Below are 18,632 nucleotides of genomic sequence, written 5' to 3' on the forward strand. Positions count from 1 at the left end.
TTTAACCCCCACCCCCCCCTCGCGGTCCAAAACCCCCCCCCGGCGGCCCCCCACGCGCGCCCCCCCGCGAGCGCCCGGCCCCCCCGCCTGGGGGGCGGGGGGGCGGGCCCCCCGGGCCCCCCCACGCCACCGGAGCTAGCTCTTGCGGTAGGCCGCCAGCCAGTCGAGCCAGTTGTCGGTTTCGGCGAAAGCGTTGGCGCGCACCGCTTCCGAGGACAGGAACACGTCGTGGCGGGCGCCGTCGATCGGCACGATCGAGGTGCGCTCGCCCAGGCAACCCGCCCAGCGCTGGATCTGCTTGACGTCGAGCACGGCGTCGGCCACATCGACGGCGGGGCTGTGCTCGCGGGCGAACTTGGTGAGCCGCGAGCGCAGGATCAGCGCGGGCACACCGATCGCCAGACCCTGGTGCAGGCGGGTCTGCCCCTGCCGGATGGCGCGCAGCCAGCCCAGCCGCACCGGTTCGCCGGTCAGCGGCTTCCAGTCCAGGTTGTAATCCCACTCACCCGACCGGGTGTGGTGCAGGCTGTCGCCGTAAGCGGTGCTGACGCCCATGCCGGGGATCATCGCGAACGCGCGCAACCTGCCGACGGCGTTGATGATCGGGGTGCCGACCGTCCGGTAGTAGGACGGGCCCTGCAGATCGAACCAGGGGCTGTTCAGGACGACGCCGACGACACCGGCCTTCGCGCTGCCGCCCGCGGCCTCGAGCCGGTCCAGCCACAGCGGCACGACCAGCCCGCCCGTCGAATGCGCGACGATCAGCACGTCGTTGCCGGTCTCCTCGCGCGCGATCCGCAGCGCCTCGTTCAGCTCGGCGTCGTAGAGCGCCAGGTCGCTGACGTAGTGCGCGCTCTGCCCCACCCGCCGCGAACGGCCGCATTTGCGCAGGTCGAGGGCGTAGAAGCGGTGGCCGCGGGCAGCGAAATGCTCGGCCAGATGCTCCTGGAAGAAGTAGTCGGTGAAGCCGTGCACGTACAGCACGGTGGGCTCGGAAGCCGTGGCCGCGGCGTCGGGCAGGTAGCGCACGAGGGTGGCCGCCACCTCGCCCTCACCGTCGGGGTCGGGGCCGAGCGGCAGCGTGCGCTGCTGGTAGTCGGTGCCGAGGACATCGGTTTGCCACTGCTCATCGGTCCGCTCGGCGGCGCCGGCCGGCTCGAGTGAGGTTTCGTTCGTCACACCGCTCAATCTATCGCGCGGTCACCGCGACGTGCAGTGTTGGTTTAGATCACATTCGGTAGGTCGGTTGCAGTACTACGCACGGCTGAGGTGCACAATTGGCAACAGGTGAACGACGGGTAACCTACCCCCCGGCGATTCACCGCGAGTCGCACCAAACCACAAAGCGCCCGCGCCCAAGCGAACTCACCCCGGTGGGTAGCTGAGAAGGACAAGGAAGTCGAAGTACCCGTGTCGAACGCTGCGAAGACTGAAAAGACCGATGTAGTTCTCATCGGCGCAGGCATCATGAGTGCCACGCTGGGCGTGCTGCTGCGGCAGCTGCAGCCGGAGTGGACCATCTCGGTGTTCGAGCGGCTCGACGCCGCCGCCGCGGAGAGCAGCGATCCGTGGAACAACGCGGGCACCGGTCACTCGGCGCTGTGCGAGCTCAACTACAGCCCGCAGAACGCCGACGGCTCGGTCGACATCGGTAAGGCCGTCGACATCAACGAGCGCTTCCAGGTCTCGCGCCAGTTCTGGGCCTCCGCGGTCGACACCGGCGTCCTCGACGACCCCTCCGGCTTCATCAACCCCATCCCGCACGTCAGCTTCGTGCACGGTGCCGACAACGTCGACTACCTGCGTAAGCGCTACGAGGCGCTGGCGCCGCACCCGCTGTTCCACGGCATGGAATACATCGACACCCCCGACGAGTTCGCCGCGCGCCTGCCGCTGATGGCCAAGGGTCGTGACTTCGCCGACCCGATCGCGCTGAACTGGACCGACGGCGGCACCGACATCGACTTCGGCGCGCTCACCAAGCAGCTGCTGGCCTACGTCGGCTACTCCGGCGGCGAGATCGCCTTCGGCACCGAGGTCCGCGACCTCGACAAGCAGGCCGACGGTTCCTGGAACGTCACCGTCCGCAACCTGCGCACCTTCCGGTCCCGCACGATCAACGCGAAGTTCGTCTTCGTCGGTGCCGGCGGTGGCGCGCTGCCGCTGCTGCAGAAGTCGGGCATCAAAGAGGCCAAGGGCTTCGGCGGCTTCCCGATCAGCGGCCAGTTCCTGCGCTCGACCAACCCGGAGCTCATCGCCGCGCACGAGGCCAAGGTGTACGGCAAGGCCGCCGTCGGCGCGCCGCCGATGTCGGTGCCGCACCTGGACACCCGCGTCATCAACGGCCGCAAGGGCCTGCTGTTCGGCCCCTACGCGGGCTGGACCCCGAAGTTCCTCAAGGACGGCTCCAACACCGACCTGTTCAAGTCGATCAAGCCGAACAACATCGGTTCGCTGGTCGGTGTCGGCCTCACCGAGATGGGCCTGACCAAGTACCTGATCAGCGAGCTGCTCAAGTCGCAGAACGGCAAGGTCGGCGTGCTCGAGGAGTTCCTGCCGCGTGCCGAGGGCCGCGACTGGGAGCTGATCACCGCCGGTCAGCGCGTGCAGGTCATCCGGAAGAAGGGTGTCGGCGGTGTGCTCGAGTTCGGCACCGCGGTCATCTCCGCCGCGGACGGCTCGATCGCCGGTCTGCTCGGCGCCTCCCCGGGTGCCTCGACCTGTGTCACCGCCATGCTCGACGTGATGCAGCGCTGCTTCCCGCGTGAGTACGCGCAGTGGACCCCGCAGCTGAAGCAGATGATCCCCTCGCTCGGGGTGAAGCTCTCGGAGAACCAGGCGCTGTTCCAGGAAGTGTGGGACTGGACCACCAAGTCGCTCGAGCTCGACAAGGTGAACGCCACCACCGAGCAGGATGCCGCCGGTTTCGCGAAGGTGCGATAGCGGAGCCGATGTCGCCGGTCGTCGTGCGGCGGGCATGGGCGGCGGATCTCGACACCGCCACCCTGTACCGGCTGTTGAAGCTTCGCGTCGACGTGTTCGTCGTCGAGCAGGAATGCGCCTATCCCGAGCTGGACGGGCGTGACCTGCTGCCGACGACCCGGCACCTGTGGTTCGAGGACGACGGCGAGGTCATCGCCACGCTGCGCCTGCTCGAAGAGCACGACGACTTCCGTATCGGCCGGGTGTGCACGGCCGTGCCCGCCCGCGGGCGCGGCTACTCCGCCCGGCTGCTGCGGGCCGCGCTGGCCGAGACCGGATCGGCGACCGTCCGGCTCGACGCGCAGTCCTACCTGGTGGACATGTACGCCACTTTCGGGTTCTCGCCGGACGGCGAAGAGTTCCTCGACGACGGCATCCCGCATATCCCGATGCACCGGGGATAACCCACGCGGCAAACCCGGCGGAATCGTGCAAAGCGGGTCGTCCCGATCAGTATTCTGACTCGAAGCGCGTCGATTGCACGATGACGCCGGTCTCGGGCCGTGCCTGCCCGGCGCGGGTCATGATCAGACTCGCGCATAGAGTGGGTGCGTGCCTGGTTTTGCTGATGTCGCCGCTGGTCCGCACACCGCCGCTCGATCGGCGGGTGAGGCGGGGTTCCCGTTCTCGGCGGTGGTCGGGCAGGAACAGCTGCAGCTGGCGTTGATCTTGTCGGCCGTGCACCCCGGGATCGGCGGTGTGCTGGTGCGCGGCGAGAAGGGCACCGCGAAGTCGACCGTGGTGCGGGCGCTGGCCCAACTGCTGCCCCCGGTGGTCGACGAAACCGGCGCGCGCCCCGCGCGGCTGGTGGAGCTGCCGGTCGGCGCGACCGAGGATCGCGTGGTCGGTTCGCTGGACCTCGAGCGGGTGCTGCGCGACGGGGAGCAGGCGTTCCGCCCCGGTCTGCTGGCGGCGGCGCATCACGGCGTGCTCTACGTCGACGAGGTGAACCTGCTGCACGACCATCTGGTCGACGTGCTGCTCGACGCGGCCGCGATGGGCCGGGTCCATGTCGAGCGCGACGGCGTCTCGCATTCGCATCCGGCGCGGTTCGTCCTGGTCGGCACCATGAACCCCGAAGAAGGTGAGCTGCGGCCCCAGCTGCTTGACCGGTTCGGCCTCACCGTCGACGTGGCCGCCTCCCGCGAGGTGGACACCCGCATGGCGGTGGTGCGCAGGCGCCTGGACTACGAGGCCGATCCGGCCGGGTTCGCCGCGCGCTACGCCGACGCCGATCAGGTTGTCGCCGAACGGATTCTGACCGCGCGCGACCGGCTGCCCGAGATCGCGCTCGACGATACCGAGCTACGCCGGATCGCGGCGCTGTGCGCGGCCTTCGATGTGGACGGGATGCGCGCGGATCTGGTCGTGGCGCGCACCGCGACCGCGCATGCCGCGTGGCGTGGGCGCGATCGCGTCACCGAGGACGATGTGCGGATCGCGGCCCAGCTGGCTCTGCCGCATCGACGTCGGCGCGATCCGTTCGACGAGCCGGGGATCAGTGAGCAGCAGCTCGACGACGCGATGCAGGCGGCGGCCGACGAGGTCGAGAATGCCGCCGAGGCTGCGGGATTCGACGAATCCGCGACCGGCGGCGACGACGGCGTCGCCGATCCGCGGGACGACGCTCCCGGACAGGGTGAGAACGACGATTCGGCTGGTCGGCGCCCGGCGAACGCGGGGGGAGCCCCCGATCGCCGTGATCTCGACGGCGCCGAGGACGACCGCGGTCCCGAGGGACCGGTCGACCAGGGTCCTGACGGCGACGGACCGGACGATCCCGACGGCGGCCCCGACGGCGGTGGCCCCGAGGACAACCCCGGGGGCGGACCCAACGGTGGCGGTGGCGGGTCCAGGCCCGCGGCCGAAGGGATCTCGGGCACACCGGGTTCCGTGGCGAAGCCCGCGCCGCGCTGGGAGGTCCCCGGCATCGGCGAAGGTGCGCCGGGCCGTCGATCCCGCGCCCAGACCCGCACCGGCCGGATGGTGCGCCCAGATACCGATACCTCCACCGGCCTGCACTTGCTCGGGACCGTATTCGCGGCCGCCCCAAGACAATTCGAGCGCGGCCGGTTCAGTGGCCCCCTAGCGCTTGCCGCCGAGGACCTGCGTGGCGCGTATCGCGAAGGGCGCGAAGGGAATCTGGTCGTCTTCGTCGTCGACGCCTCCGGGTCGATGGCCGCCCGCGACCGCCTGACCGCGGTCACCGGCGCCATCGTCACCCTGCTGCGCGACGCCTACCAGCGCCGCGACAAGGTGGCCGTGATCAGCGTGCGCGGCAGCGAAGCCGAACTCGTCCTCCCGCCGACCTCCTCGGTCGACATCGCCGTTCGCCGCCTGGCCGGCCTGCGCACCGGTGGCAAGACCCCGCTCGCCGCGGGCCTGCTGAAGGCGCGTGAGGTGATCGCCCGCGAACACGTCCGCGATCCCCGCCGCCGCCCGATGCTGGTGCTGCTCACCGACGGCCGCGCCACCGGCGGCGTCGACCCGCTGCCCCGCGCCCGCACCGCGGCTCGCCTGCTCGCAGGCGAAGGCCACACCGCCATGGTCATCGACTGCGAACGCGGCATGATCCGCCTCGGCCTCGCCGCCGAACTGTCCCGTGACCTGCGCGCCCGGTATCTGCGCCTGGACGAACTCACCGGGGATACCGTCGCCGACGTCGTCCGCACCACCGGCCGCGCTGCGGCGCGCGCGGCGTAATGGCTGCGCGGCGTGCTCGAGTGAAGTCGGTGGCGGTGTCAGGTTCGGAGCCCCATCCGTCGCGGCGTTCGGCGCTGCTGGGTTCTGAGCTTGCTGAGCGTTGGCGTGTGGTGTGCACGATGCCGGGTGTCTGAGCCCCCGCGTGATCGTTGGTGGGGTGACAGGGAACGGACGTTGTTACCCGCCCTGATAGAAATGGTTTGCGATCGGCCGCACCGGAGCCCGCACGAGATGCGGCGTGGTCACCTGGCCGCGAACACGCGCGTCAGCGCGCCGACGAGAAGGAGTCTTCGTGCCCAAGGGTGTTCCGGAGGTCGTGCCGGAGGACGGTCTGACGACACGGCAGCGGCGTAATCAGCCGGTGCTGGCCGTGCACACGGGCCCGGGCAAGGGGAAGTCCACCGCCGCGTTCGGGATGGCGTTGCGGGCCTGGAACCAGGGCTTCGACGTGGCCGTGTTCCAGTTCGTGAAGAGCGCCAAGTGGAAGGTCGGCGAGGAAGCCGCGTTCCGCACGCTCGGCACCGTGCACGAGCAGACCGGCGCCGGTGGCGCGGTCGAGTGGCACAAGATGGGCGAGGGCTGGTCGTGGACCCGTAAGCACGGCACCGAGGAGGATCACGCCGCCGCCGCGCTGTCGGGCTGGCAGGAGATCGCCCGCCGCCTGGCCGCCGAACAGCACCGCTTCTACGTGCTCGACGAGTTCACCTACCCGCTCAAGTGGGGCTGGGTCGACATCGACGAGGTCGTCGAGACGCTGACGAACCGTCCCGGCAATCAGCACGTCGTGATCACCGGCCGTGACGCACCGCAGGCGCTGATCGACGCCGCCGACCTGGTCACCGAGATGACGAAGGTCAAGCACCCGATGGACGCGGGCCGCAAGGGCCAGCGCGGTATCGAATGGTGACTGTCACCGTGACGGACGCGGGCCTCCCTGTCGCCTGGGCTCGGGGCCTGGGATGAGTGCACCAGCGGTGGTGATCGCCGCCCCGGCGTCCGGCAGTGGAAAAACGACTCTCGCCACCGGCCTGATCGGTGCGCTGCGCCGGGCCGGTCATCGGGTGGCGCCGTTCAAGGTCGGCCCCGACTACATCGACCCCGGCTATCACGGACTCGCTGCCGGGCGGCCCGGCCGCAATCTGGATCCCGTTCTGGTGGGCGAGGATCGGGTGGTCCCGCTGTACCGGCACGGCGCGCACGGCTGCGATATCGCCGTGGTCGAAGGCGTGATGGGCCTGTTCGACGGCCGGATCGACGAGAACCGCACCGAGGCGGTCGCCGAAGGCTCCACCGCGCAGGTCGCGAGTCTGCTCGGCGCGCCCGTGGTGCTGGTGGTCGACGCGCGCGGGCACTCCCAGAGTTTGGCCGCACTGCTGCACGGCTTCGCCACCTTCGACTCCTCGGTCAGGTTGGGTGGGGTGATCCTCAACCGTGTCGGCAGTGAACGCCACGAGCAGGTCCTGCGCGCAGCGTGTGACCGCGTCGGCATCCCCGTTCTCGGCGCGCTGCCCCGTATGGCCGAATTGGAAGTCCCCTCACGGCATCTGGGCCTCATCCCCGCCGTCGAACACGGCACTGCCGCCACCGCCGCGGTCGACGCGATGACCGAACTCGTCGCGGCTCACATCGATCTGAAGGCGATCGTCGACCTCGCGGGTGGATCGGTCCAGGGCCCGGCCTGGGATCCTGCGGCGGAACTGGCCGCGGCCGACCACGCTCCCGGCGAAGCGCGCACGGGACCGGCCGCCGCAGTCGTCGGCACCACAGGTGCTGGGGGAAGCCCGGTCGTCGACGGCGACCCTGTGCCAGAGCGGCGGGGCGCATCGGCTGGATCTGTGGGCGCGGCGGGTGCTCGGACCACGACGCCGGGCCCCGGTGCCACCGGCAGTGGCCCGCTGATAGCCATGGCGGGCGGACCGGCGTTCACCTTCGGGTACGCCGAACACCGCGAACTCCTGATCGCGGCGGGTGCCCAGGTGGTGGTCTTCGATCCGCTGACGGACGAACTACCCTCCGGCACCGCGGGATTGGTGCTGCCCGGCGGCTTCCCCGAGGAGCACGCGGGCGCACTGTCGGCCAACGAGAAACTGCGCACCGCCGTGGCCGAAGGCGCCACGCGCGACCTGCCGATCCACGCCGAATGCGCGGGCCTGCTCTACCTCACCCGCTCCCTCGACGGTCACCCGATGGCAGGCGTCATCGACGCCGACGCCGAATTCGGCCCCCGCCTGACCCTCGGCTACCGCGACGCGGTCGCACTGCACGACTCCACCCTCTGGCGCGCGGGCACCCGGGTCCGTGGCCACGAATTCCACCGCACCCGCCTCACCCGCACCGGCCCCGAGAACGCCGCCTGGGGCTGGCGCACAACAACTTCCGTCACCGAGGGTGCGGTGGTCCGCCAGGTCCACGCCTCCTACCTGCACACCCACCCGGCGGGAAACCCCGACGCCATCACCCGATTCGTCGCCGCCGCACGCCGATTCGATCACTGATGCGGAATCGACAGGCCCGCCGATGACCCAGCCTGCCGACGGTCCGTCGACGCCGCTCGAGGATTCGATACCGGCTTGCGGCGCACAACATACGCCGCGCGGCAGAGGACCAGGACTACCGGCGGACAGCGGTGATCACCGGCGGCCGGATGAATTCGCCGATCCCGCACTGGTTGTCGGCCTCGGTTTCCGGCCGGGGACCCGAGCGGAACAGATCGTGCACGCGGTGGAATCGGTAGTCGGCGACACCGCCGCGATTTCGTGCCTGGCGACCATCGATCGGCGGGCGACCGAACCCGGCATCGAAGCGGCCGCGGGAACTTTCGGTATTCCGGTGATCGGCTTCAGCGCAGCGCAACTGGCGGAAACCGACGCACCGTACCGATCGCCTCTGACGGCACAGTTCGTCGGCACACCCAATGTCGCGGAGGCGGCGGCACTGCTGGCGGGAAGCGGCGAACTTGTTTGTGGCCGCACGGTTGTCGACGGCGTGGTGGTCGCCGTCGCGACAGCCGCCGGACGGCCGAATTAATTCGCTGGGCAGGATCGCGCACGCCCAGTACCGTCATGATCAGCAGCCGCACGGCGGACCGGATTCGATCGGTTACCACTGTCACTGGGGATGTCGCAGGTTCGAATCCTGCCCGCCACCGCATGGTGGTGGTAGCTCAGCCTGGTAGAGCACCTTCCGGTCGGGAACACACGCCCGCCGCGCGGCTGCGGTGCACTGGAGCAGGACGGACCGGATTCGGCCGGATATGTGGACCGGTATCGGGTCGATCCTGGTCGAACTTCCTGGCGGAGACCAATTTCCGGAACTCATCGGTACCGGTGTGGCGCACGATCTCTAGACAAATAGACAGGAATTCGTGCTCGGTCATTTCCCACTTGATCTTGTTGACATTCTTGTGTAGCCATTGGAGGTTCCCGGGGACGTAACCGCCGGTGCTGTCGATCCGGTCTAGTGATGCGTCGATGCCAAGCGTCAGCGCGCGACCGGTGTACACGCAGGTCTCCGACTGGGAGACCCAGATATCCCAAAGTTGTTCAGCGGTGACATCGTATGGAATCCTGCGGGCGCGCGCGCTGGCCTTCACCTTAGCGATGTAGTTTCCAGTAACTCCGTTGAAGCCACGATAGTTCGGCTTTTCCATACCGCGTTTTGGGCAGCACTTCGAATACGGAGATCGGCTGATGTCAGTCCCCGTGCGCGGTCCGTAGACTGTACCGCAAGGGATACATCGCCACATGTAAACTGGCTGGTTATATCTGTTCTTGCCAGCTGCTGAAACAATCTCTTTGCGTCCCCAGACGCTACCTACGACGTACTTTACCGATGGCATCGCCGACTCCGACCTACTCGGTCCCCTCGGGAGTGGATGGTGAACTCGGGGCGTCCGTTGGCGCCCCGGCATCGTGGCAGGCTATCAGCCAATAGCTCAGCGCTGGTGGACGACTCCTATTGCATGCGGGTCAGGAATCTGGTTGCTGCAGTAGACCACCGGACGAGCGGCGCAGGCTGTTCGACTGGATCTGCGGTCGCACACCGGAACTCGACGGCCTCGCCCTGGTCGACGGTTTCCAGCGCGCGCAGTCCGCGCCGATCGAGCAGGTGCCGGAGCTGGTGCGCGAGTACCGGCTGAGCTGGGAGATGCTGCCGAACGCCGCGCTGAGCGCACCGCAAATGTGGGAGGCGTTGCTGGACAACGGTCTTCCGCTGACGGCACTGCTGCGTCAGCTGCCGCGCCTGACCCGGCTCGGTCTGCTCGACCCGCTCGGGCCGCGCACCGCCGCGGTCTGCGCACAGCTCACCGACCCCGAGCGCCTGCGCAAGGCGCGGGTCCACCCGGTCTCGGTGCTGATCGCGCTGCGCACCTACGCCGCGGGGCGTTCGGCGCGCGGTAGTGGCACCTGGACGCCGTCGGCACCGGTCGTCGACGCCCTCGACACCGCGTTCTACGCGGCCTTCGAGACGGTGCGGCCGACCGGCCTTCGTCACCTGCTGGCATTGGACGTGTCGGGTTCGATGACCTCGCCGATCTCGGGTCTGCCGCTCTCGGCGCGCGAGGCCTCGGCCGCGCTCGCCCTGGTCACCGCGCGCACCGAGGAGCGGCACCAGATCGTCGGGTTCACCTCGGCGGGAGCGGGCTGGCAAGGAGCCCACAACCTGTCCCCGCTGGCGATCTCGCCACGGCAGCGCCTCGACGACGCCGTGCGCGCGGTGTCGGGTCTGCCGTTCGGCGGCACCGACTGCTCGCTGCCCATCCTGCACGCGCTGGACAAGGGCATCGAGGTGGACGTGTTCTCGATCTACACCGACAACGAGACCTGGGCGGGCTCGGTGCACCCGCACCAGGCGCTGGCCCGCTACCGCCGCGAGGTGAACCCGCGGGCCAAGCTCGTGGTGGTCGGGATGACCGCGACGAAGTTCAGCATCGCCGATCCCGACGACGCGGGCATGCTCGACGTGGCGGGTTTCGATGCCGCCGTTCCGTCGCTGCTGGCCGACTTCGCCACGGCCGCATAGGAAATCGGAGCCGCCGCGACCTCGTTGTCGCGGCGGCGCCTATCCTCTCGCGCGAAAGATCGGTTGCCTCAGGGGGCGACCGAGGACCAATCGGCGAAACCGGTGGGGTCGTGGCGGCCCATCGAGGCGTGCTCGAACAGGCCCCAGCCTTCGGCGTCGCCGCAGCGGGCGAAGCCGATGTGGTCGATCACGCCGTAGGGGGTGCGGGCGACGATCGCGGGGTCGGTGAGGTCGTAGGCGCTCGACAGCGACCAGTCGCGGCCCATCCAGCGGCCGTGGGTCCAGTCGGGGTCGGGGCCGTAACCGCAGCCGACGTGCAGGGCGATGCCGGGGCGGGACTCGATCTCGACCTCGAGGGGCTTGCCGTCGGGGGTGGTCATGTCCAGGCGCACCGACTTCGGGTGCCGGGTGCCCGGCTCGTAGGTCCAGTGCATCCGGGGCCAGCCCAGCTGTTCCTTGCGGCCGTCGTTCCAGATCCGGACCGCGTTGTTGAGGGTGCGGGTGCCGTCGGGGTCCTCCTGGACGATCACCACGATGGCGAACTCCTCGAACCGCAGCGGCGCGTACAGCCACCAGAACCCGCCGGCGCCCTCGGACGCGGCGCGGCCGGGCGGCTCCGGCTCACCCGAGGGACGGATGCCCCAGGAGCGGTCGCGGCTGCCGGTCCACACCGCCGGATCGACCGTGTAGTCGCGGCCGTCGACGGCGAGAGTGCCTGCCCAGGAACCCAATTGGGCGAACCGGGAAGCCTCGATGATCGGCCGGGTACCGGACAGGATCAGGTGCGGCTGCTCCTGCACGGCCGGGTGCGCGCCGGTCCAGGTGAGGTCGAAGCCGAGGTCGTCGTGCTCGCACACCACCCGTAGCTTGTGCAGCGGCTCGATCACCTCGATCCGGTAGCCGCCCACCGCCGTGGTCAGATCGCGGGAGGCGAGCGCGTCGGAGAACCGCACGCTGCGCTGGGCGTCACCGTGGCGCACCGTCGCGAACGCGTCGACCACGCCCAGGTTCGGGTACACGCCGAATCCGGTGATCAGCATGCTGTCGCCGGCCGGGTCGAAGGCGTTGAAGTAGTAGCGGTCGTAGAAGTTGCGGTCGCTGGTGGCCACCCGGGCCAGCGACAGCGGGGTCTGATGGACCGGGTATTCGTCCAGGGGGACGGGCATGATCGCGTTCATTGTCGTGTCTCCTTCTCAGTCCCACTCGTAGGTGCCGTCGAGCAGTGCCTCGAGGCTGAGCCGGTGCATCACATAGTCGTCGAGCTCGGCGGGCACGGTGTCCTCACCGAAGTGGATCATCCTGCGCTTGATCCTGGCCATCACGATCGCGTGCCGCAGCGCCGCGTAGATGATGTAGAAGTCGAGATCCTGGACCGTGTGCCCGGTCAGCTCCTCGTACTTCGCGACCACCGCGTCCTTGCGCAGGAAATCAGGCAGGCCGGGCTGATCGAAGCGGGTGGCGATGTCCTGGAAGAAGCGATGGATGAAGATCACCCAGCCCAGGTCGAGCTCGCGCGGGCCGAAGGTGGCCATCTCCCAGTCCAGGACCGCGGCGGGGGTGAACCCGTCGAACAGGATGTTGCCGGGGCGGGCGTCGCCCCAGTTCAGCACGTCGGGGCCGGTCTCGGCGGGCCAGTTGGCTTCGAGCCAGTCGAAGGTCCGCTCGATCAGCGGGATCCGCACGCCGTCGTCGGTCAGCGCCCACCGGTACCAGTCGCGCTGGGCCTCGAAGTGCCTGCGCAGCGCCGAACCCTCGCCGTCGAGCAGCGGGAAGCGGCGGGTGATGTCGTCGATCGCGTGGACGCGGGCGATCACGTCGACGGTCGCGTCGGCGATCTGCTCGCGCTCGGCCACCGTCGCGTCGAACACCCAGCCGAAGAACACGTACGGCGGGTTGTCGGCGGCCACCCGGCCCTCGGCCTTCTCCATGACGAAGAACGGTGTGCCGAACACGGATTCGTCGAGTTCGAGCCAGCGCAGCGGCGGTACCGCGACGTCGGAGGCCTCGGCGACCCCGGCCATCACCTGGTACTGCAGCGGCAGGTCGTAGGACTGGAACACGGGGAACGAGCCGTCCTCGGGCGCCATCCTGGCCACGAACGAACCGCCCCCGGCGACACCGTCGACCGACCACTCGGCGTCGAACAGGATGGTGGTGCTCGACATGCCGCCGGTGGACGGCTTGCTCAGATTGCCGACCTTCGGCGGTGCGTCGGCGCCGACCTTGCCGGCCAGCCACTGCGACAACTGCTCGGCGAGTTCATCGAGATCACGCTCGGTGACGGTGAGCGACTGTTGTGCGGTGAGGTCCGGATCGTCGGACATGTGTACCCCTGTCGGCAAGTTGAAACACGTTCGATACCGGCGTACCGGAAGACCGACCGGAATGCCTAGCGGGCCGTCGGTGAGTGAGATTCAGGGTTGACACCGCAAAGATCGGGGTTTTCCCCGACGCGCCCGCTCGCGACGCCGATTAGCTTCGGTAGCAATCGAACTCGACGAGGAGGCAACGGTGACCGCCGTGATCACGGAGCGCGCCGACGACGACATCGCGAGCCCGCCGCCACCCGCGCCGACCTGGCACCCGGTGACGCGGCTCGCCTTCCGGTTCGCTGTCACCTACCTGGGTCTGTTCTGTCTGTGGATGGCGCAGATCAGCTTCGTCTTCCTCGGTGTGCTCGCGCTGCAACTGCCCGAGGAGGCCATCGCGTGGCAAATGCTCTCGCTCGCGCCGGTGAGTAGCTGGATCGGCGAGCACGTCTTCGGGGTGGAGGCGGAGCTGGCCATGAACGGCAGCGGCGATCAGGCCGCGATCTGGATCCAGTGCGGTCTGGTGCTGGTGGCGGCCGTGCTGATCACCGTCGTCTGGTCGGTGCTCGACCGGCGCAGGCTCGCCTATCCCCGGCTGCTGAGCTGGTTCCTCACGGTGCTCCGGCTGTGTGTCGGCGGGCAGATGCTGTTCTACGGGTTCGCCAAGCTCATCCCGACCCAGATGCCGGAGCCCGCGCTCACCACGTTGCTCACGCGAGTCGGCGACCTGAGCCCGATGTCGATGCTGTGGACACAGGTCGGGTCCTCGCCCGCCTACGAGATGGCGCTGGGCGGGGCCGAGGTCCTCGCCGGTCTGCTGCTGTTCTGGGCGCGTACCGCGACGCTGGGCGCGATGCTCAGCGTGATCAGCATGGCGCAGGTGTTCCTGCTGAACCTGACCTTCGACGTGCCGGTGAAGATGCTGTCCGGGCATCTGCTGCTGATGAGCCTGGTGCTGCTCGCTCCGCAGGCTCGCAGGCTCGCGAATGTGCTGGTGCTGGAGCGCGATTCGGGGCCGATGGTGCAGCCGCCGCTGTTCGGCTCCGCGCGCAGGAACCGGTGGGCGGCTGTGGTCCAGCTCGCGGCCGGGCTGCGGGTCACGGGGGGATTGATCTACCTCGCCGCGCAGCAATGGGACGAATACGGCGGTGGCACACCGAAACCCGAGCTCTACGGCATCTGGGAGGTCGCCGAGTTCACCGCCGAGGCGAGCCCGGTGCCGCCGTTGACCACCGATCCGGTGCGCTGGCAGCGCCTGATCATCGATGCGGGCTCGGCAGGCTATCAGCGGATGGACGATGCGGTCGTGCCGGTGGTCGCCACGTTCGACACCGAGGCGCACACGATGACGCTGGCCGCCGCACCGTCCGGACCGGGCGAGCCGCCGGCGGCCACCACGACCTTCACCGTCGACCGGCCCGCCGACGACCGGCTGACGCTGCGGGGCGAGCTCGACGGCCGCCCGGTGACGGTCACGCTCGACCGCCTGGATCTCGACAGTTTCCCGTTGCGTGGCACGGACTTCCGCTGGGTGCAGAACAACCCGTACGTCGGCTGAGGTCGGCAGGTGACCACCGAGCGTCGCCGAGGAAGACGGCCGGCAGCGGCTCGCCGACGCGGATGTCGGCGGGCCCGTTCGGTGTCCGGCGAGCCAGGAACTAGGCTCCGACATTGTGCCGAACACGTCTGACACCGCATCGACCCCGCCCACCGGAGACCCGAACTACCTGGTCGGGCTCGATCTGCGTGGGCGCAGAGTCGTCGTGGTCGGCGGCGGTACGGTCGCCCAGCGCAGGCTCGGTCTGCTGGTGGCCTCCGGCGCGGATGTCCACGTGGTCAGCAAGGCGGTCACCCCGGCCGTCGAGGGCATGGCGACCGCCGGCCAGCTCACCGTCGAGCTGCGCGCCTACGCCGACGGCGATCTCGACGGCGCCTGGTACGCGATGGCCTGCACCGACGAACCCGAGACCAATGCCGCGGTGGTCGCCGAGGCGACGGCGAGGCGGATCTTCTGCGTGCGCGCCGACGTCGCCCGCGACGGCACCGCCGTCACTCCGGCCACCGCGCGCTACGACGGGCTGACCCTGGGCGTGCTGGCCGGTGGGGCGCATCGGCGCTCGGCCGCGGTGCGCAACGGGCTGCTCGAAGCGCTGCAATCGGGCGTGGTGACCGATGATTCGGAGCCGGTGACCCCCGGTGTCGCCCTCGTCGGCGGCGGACCGGGCGATCCCGACCTGATCACCGTGCGTGGTCGCAGGCTGCTCGCGCGCGCGGATCTGGTGGTCGCCGACCGGCTCGCGCCGCCGGAACTGCTCGCCGAGCTGGGCCCGCATGTCGAGGTGATCGACGCCGCGAAGATCCCGTACGGCCGGTCGATGGCGCAGGAGGCGATCAACCTCGCGCTCGTCGAGGGCGCCAAGGCGGGCAAGTTCGTCGTCCGGCTCAAGGGCGGCGACCCGTATGTGTTCGGCCGCGGCTACGAGGAGCTCGAGGCCTGCGCCGAGGCGGGCATCCCGGTGACGGTGGTGCCCGGCATCACCAGCCCGATCTCGGTGCCCGGCGCCGCGGGCATCCCGGTGACCCATCGCGGCGTGACCCACGAGTTCGTCGTGGTCAGCGGGCACGTCGCCCCCGACCATCCCGATTCGCTCGTCGACTGGGCCGCGCTGGCCAAGTTGCGCGGCACCCTCGTGCTGATGATGGCGGTGGAACGGATCGACAAGTTCGCCGACGCGCTGCTCGCCGGTGGCCGCCCGGCCGATACCCCGGCCGCGATCATCCAGGAGGGCACGCTGCGCACCCAGCGGGTGGTCCGTGCCGATCTGGCCACCGTCGCCGCGAAGGTCAAGTCCGAGGGCATCCGCCCGCCCGCGATCATCGTCATCGGCCCGACGGCCGGTTTCGGGCTGGACTAGCTTCACGGGCCGCGCACCCGTGCGTTGCCACCCCGCCAATTACACTGCCTCGTTGTGCTCGAGAAACCCGCTGCGACGATGCAGTATCCGGTGACGAAGCGGGCCTTCGGCCTCGCCATCCTCGTACTGAGCGGCCTGCAGTTCATGGTCGTGCTCGACGGCACCGTCGTAATCTTCGCGCTGCCGCGGTTGCAGGAGGAGATGGGGCTGTCCAGTTCGGGCAGCGCGTGGACGGTGACCTCCTACGGCCTGACCTTCGCGGGGTTGATGCTGCTCGGCGGCAGGCTCGGTGACGCGTTCGGCCGCAAACGCATGCTCATCTACGGCGTCGGGCTGTTCACGGCCGCCTCGCTGGCCTGCGGCCTGGCCACCGGTGAGGCGATGCTGCTGATCTCGCGCGCCTTCCAGGGCGCTGGCGCCGCGATCGCGGCGCCGACCGCGTTCGCGCTGGTCGCGACGACCTTCGCGCCGGGCCCGGCCAGGAACCAGGCGATCGCGATCGTCGGGTCGATGGCAGGCATCGGCTCGGTCGGCGGCCTGGTCGTCGGTGGTGCGCTCACCGAGTTCTCCTGGCGCTGGATCTTCCTGATCAATGTGCCGATCGGCGCGCTGATCGTGCTCGGCGCGATCTACAAGCTCACCGACACCGCCCACCACCGCACTCCGCTCGACATCAAGGGCGCGATCCTGGGCACGCTAGCCTGCGCGACGATCGTGTTCGGCGCGACCGAGGGCCCGGCGATGGGCTGGGACAGTCCGGTGATCCTCGGCTCGCTGATCGGCGGGTTCGCGCTGCTGGTGGTCTTCGTGCTCACCGAGCGCCGCCAGTCCGATCCGCTGCTGCCGTGGTCGCTGTTCGACAGCCGCGACCGGGTCGCCACCTTCGCGCTGATCTTCCTGGCGGGCGCGGTACTGGGCGCGATGACGTTCTTCGTCGCCCAGCTGCTGCAGAACGTGCTCGGTTACAGCCCGCTGCAGGCCGGTGTCGCCTCGATCCCGTTCACCATCGGCATCGGTGTCGGTGGCGCGGTGGCGTCCAAGGCGGCGCTGGTGATCGCGCCGCGCTGGCTGCTGTCGGCGGCGGCGGTCGTGCTGGCCTGCGGGCTGCTGTTCGGGTCGACGCTGGACCGGCACGTGCAGTACCTGCCGACCCTGCTGGCGCTGCTGCTGGTGATCGGCTTCGGTGTCGGTGTCGCCATCGTGCTGGCGCCGCTGTGTGTGCTGGTCGGGGTGCCGCCGTCGAACATCGGCCCGCTCTCGGCGGTCGGCCAGATGTTTATGAGCCTGGCGACGCCGATCGCGATCGGCCTGCTCAGCCCGATCGCCGCCTCGCGCACCCTCTCGCTCGGCGGCCGCGACGGCTTGGCCGCGAACATGACCCCGACCGAGATCGACGCGCTCAACAGCGGGTACGCGCTGGTGCTGCTGGTGTGCTCCGGGCTGGCGGTGCTGGCCGCGCTCGTCGCGCTGAGCTTGCGCTACACCCCGCAGCAGCTGGTGCAGGCCCAGCACGCGCAGGAAGAGGCCCAGCGCAGCTGATCACAGGCGACCGGCGACCCGGCGCGGGGTGATCCGGACGATGACGCGCTCCCCGTCGTGCACGGAGGCGGGATTGAACTCGCGGTAGGGCTTGCCGGTGTATTTGAGCGACATCTCGTCGGGCAGCTCGCGCTCCGGATCGGGGACGGTCGTCGCCGTGCCACGGATCTCGGCGTAGAGGAACGGCCGCTCCGGCGGGTTCACCATCACCGTGATCCGGGGGTCGCGCACCAGGTTCTTGGCTTGCTGCCGCTCGACGGTGGTGGAGAACAGCAGGTCGTCGCCATCGCGTTTGATCCAGACCACGGTCAGGTGCGGATGCCCGTTCGCTCCGAGCGTGGCGACGGTCGCGTAGACCTTCTCCTCGTCCAGATATGACTTCAGCTCATCGGAAAGCACTGCGGTATCGGTCACGCTGCGGAAGAACGTCCCGGAGTTCCCCGGCATTCCCGCCGCGGCCCGACGGCACCGGAATATCGCTCGTGCCATGGCATTTCCGGTGGCATCGGATCGGTACCGGAATCGTCACACCGAAACCGGTTGTCGGGTGGCGTGGGTCGGCCGAAACTGGAACCATGACGTCGTCATTGGATCTGCTCGATCGCTGGACCGCCTTGGCAGGCCCGGACTCCGTACAGCTCGGGGCCGGGATCATCGCCAGATACGCCGAGCCCCACCGCCGATATCACACCGTCGCCCACCTGCGGACGATGCTCCAGGCGATCGATGAATTGGCCGACAGCGCAACCGATATCGACGCCGTCCGCTACGCCGCCTTCTTCCATGACGCGATCTACGCTGTCGACCGGGCCGACAACGAGGAGCGCAGTGCCGACCTCGCGCGTGACGTCCTCGAATCCCTCGGCGCTGGAAAGGAACTCGTCGCCGAGGTGGTGCGGCTCGTGCTGCTCACGCGCGGGCACGACTCCGAAGCGGGCGACGCCAATGGCGCGGTGCTCTGCGATGCCGACCTGGTCGTGCTCGGAGGCGACCCGGACAGCTACGCGGCCTACGCCGCCGCCGTGCGGGTCGAGTACGGGCACGTGCCCGACGATCTGTTCCGCTCCGGTCGCGCGGCGGTGTTGCGGGCGATCGCGAATCAGCCGGTTCTGTTCCGGACCTGTATCATAAACACATCTGACGCTGCCCACGAAAGTCGGAG

At 69.4% G+C, this 18,632-nt stretch carries 16 protein-coding genes and 1 tRNA gene; 12 read left to right on the top strand and 5 right to left on the bottom strand.

Going from position 1 to position 18,632, the window contains the following annotated elements; genetic code table 11:
* Window positions 1-135: 135 nt before the first annotated feature.
* A complete protein-coding gene (locus tag ACFWF2_RS17670; protein ID WP_379308493.1) occupies window positions 136-1,179 on the bottom strand; it encodes an alpha/beta hydrolase in 1,044 nt (347 codons plus the stop codon).
* Between the two features lie 231 nt (window positions 1,180-1,410).
* On the opposite strand from ACFWF2_RS17670, the gene mqo reads away from it, so the two are divergent.
* The 7 genes from mqo (at window position 1,411) to ACFWF2_RS17705 (ending at window position 8,830) form a co-directional block, all read left to right on the top strand.
* Window positions 1,411-2,943: a malate dehydrogenase (quinone) gene (gene mqo, locus ACFWF2_RS17675; RefSeq protein ID WP_379308494.1), complete on the top strand. Its 1,533-nt coding sequence runs from the start codon at window positions 1,411-1,413 to the stop codon at window positions 2,941-2,943.
* A gap of 8 nt (window positions 2,944-2,951) precedes the next feature.
* Complete coding sequence (locus ACFWF2_RS17680) at window positions 2,952-3,386, top strand: GNAT family N-acetyltransferase (protein WP_379308495.1); 435 nt, start codon at window positions 2,952-2,954, stop codon at window positions 3,384-3,386.
* Window positions 3,387-3,534: 148 nt separating this feature from the next.
* Window positions 3,535-5,685: a magnesium chelatase subunit D family protein gene (locus ACFWF2_RS17685; protein WP_379308496.1), complete on the top strand. Its 2,151-nt coding sequence runs from the start codon at window positions 3,535-3,537 to the stop codon at window positions 5,683-5,685.
* 292 nt (window positions 5,686-5,977) lie between these two features.
* Window positions 5,978-6,592 (top strand): cob(I)yrinic acid a,c-diamide adenosyltransferase, encoded by a 615-nt coding sequence (gene cobO / locus ACFWF2_RS17690; protein ID WP_379084236.1) that lies wholly within the window; start codon window positions 5,978-5,980, stop codon window positions 6,590-6,592.
* A 52-nt stretch (window positions 6,593-6,644) separates the two neighbouring features.
* Window positions 6,645-8,180, top strand: coding sequence for a cobyrinate a,c-diamide synthase (locus tag ACFWF2_RS17695; RefSeq protein ID WP_379308497.1), 1,536 nt, complete (start codon window positions 6,645-6,647; stop codon window positions 8,178-8,180).
* A 22-nt stretch (window positions 8,181-8,202) separates the two neighbouring features.
* Entirely contained in the window at window positions 8,203-8,712 is a 510-nt protein-coding gene (locus ACFWF2_RS17700) for a cobalamin biosynthesis protein (RefSeq protein ID WP_379308498.1), read from the top strand.
* A gap of 52 nt (window positions 8,713-8,764) precedes the next feature.
* A tRNA-Asp gene (locus tag ACFWF2_RS17705) sits at window positions 8,765-8,830 on the top strand.
* A gap of 18 nt (window positions 8,831-8,848) precedes the next feature.
* Here the strand turns inward: ACFWF2_RS17705 and ACFWF2_RS17710 are convergent.
* On the bottom strand, window positions 8,849-9,334 hold the full coding sequence (locus ACFWF2_RS17710) for a hypothetical protein (RefSeq protein WP_379308499.1): 486 nt from the start codon (window positions 9,332-9,334) through the stop codon (window positions 8,849-8,851).
* A gap of 308 nt (window positions 9,335-9,642) precedes the next feature.
* Between ACFWF2_RS17710 and ACFWF2_RS17715 the strand changes: the two genes are divergently transcribed.
* A complete protein-coding gene (locus tag ACFWF2_RS17715; protein ID WP_379308500.1) occupies window positions 9,643-10,707 on the top strand; it encodes a TROVE domain-containing protein in 1,065 nt (354 codons plus the stop codon).
* 68 nt (window positions 10,708-10,775) lie between these two features.
* Here the strand turns inward: ACFWF2_RS17715 and ACFWF2_RS17720 are convergent, their stop codons facing one another.
* Both ACFWF2_RS17720 and ACFWF2_RS17725 read right to left on the bottom strand, forming a co-directional pair.
* Window positions 10,776-11,885, bottom strand: a complete 1,110-nt coding sequence (locus ACFWF2_RS17720; RefSeq protein WP_379308501.1) for a hypothetical protein — start codon at window positions 11,883-11,885, stop codon at window positions 10,776-10,778.
* Window positions 11,886-11,900: 15 nt separating this feature from the next.
* Window positions 11,901-13,031, bottom strand: coding sequence for a phosphotransferase family protein (locus ACFWF2_RS17725; RefSeq protein WP_379308502.1), 1,131 nt, complete (start codon window positions 13,029-13,031; stop codon window positions 11,901-11,903).
* A 187-nt stretch (window positions 13,032-13,218) separates the two neighbouring features.
* On the opposite strand from ACFWF2_RS17725, the gene ACFWF2_RS17730 reads away from it, so the two are divergent.
* The 3 genes from ACFWF2_RS17730 to ACFWF2_RS17740 all read left to right on the top strand — a co-directional run bounded on the left by ACFWF2_RS17730 (window position 13,219) and on the right by ACFWF2_RS17740 (window position 17,470).
* The gene (locus ACFWF2_RS17730) at window positions 13,219-14,574 is read left to right on the top strand and encodes a DoxX family protein (RefSeq protein ID WP_379308503.1); all 1,356 of its coding nucleotides are present in this window, start codon (window positions 13,219-13,221) and stop codon (window positions 14,572-14,574) included.
* Between the two features lie 115 nt (window positions 14,575-14,689).
* A complete protein-coding gene (gene cobA / locus ACFWF2_RS17735; protein WP_379308504.1) occupies window positions 14,690-15,931 on the top strand; it encodes a uroporphyrinogen-III C-methyltransferase in 1,242 nt (413 codons plus the stop codon).
* A gap of 78 nt (window positions 15,932-16,009) precedes the next feature.
* Entirely contained in the window at window positions 16,010-17,470 is a 1,461-nt protein-coding gene (locus ACFWF2_RS17740; RefSeq protein WP_379308507.1) for an MFS transporter, read from the top strand.
* On the opposite strand, the gene ACFWF2_RS17745 is transcribed toward ACFWF2_RS17740, so the two are convergent.
* Window positions 17,471-17,884 (bottom strand): PPOX class F420-dependent oxidoreductase, encoded by a 414-nt coding sequence (locus tag ACFWF2_RS17745; RefSeq protein WP_379308505.1) that lies wholly within the window; start codon window positions 17,882-17,884, stop codon window positions 17,471-17,473.
* Window positions 17,885-18,045: 161 nt separating this feature from the next.
* Between ACFWF2_RS17745 and ACFWF2_RS17750 the strand changes: the two genes are divergently transcribed.
* On the top strand, window positions 18,046-18,632 hold a 587-nt coding region (locus ACFWF2_RS17750), incomplete at its 3' end, for a metal-dependent phosphohydrolase (RefSeq protein ID WP_379308506.1).

The sequence above is a fragment of the Nocardia sp. NPDC060259 genome, from assembly GCF_042728775.1.
Lineage (GTDB): Bacteria > Actinomycetota > Actinomycetes > Mycobacteriales > Mycobacteriaceae > Nocardia.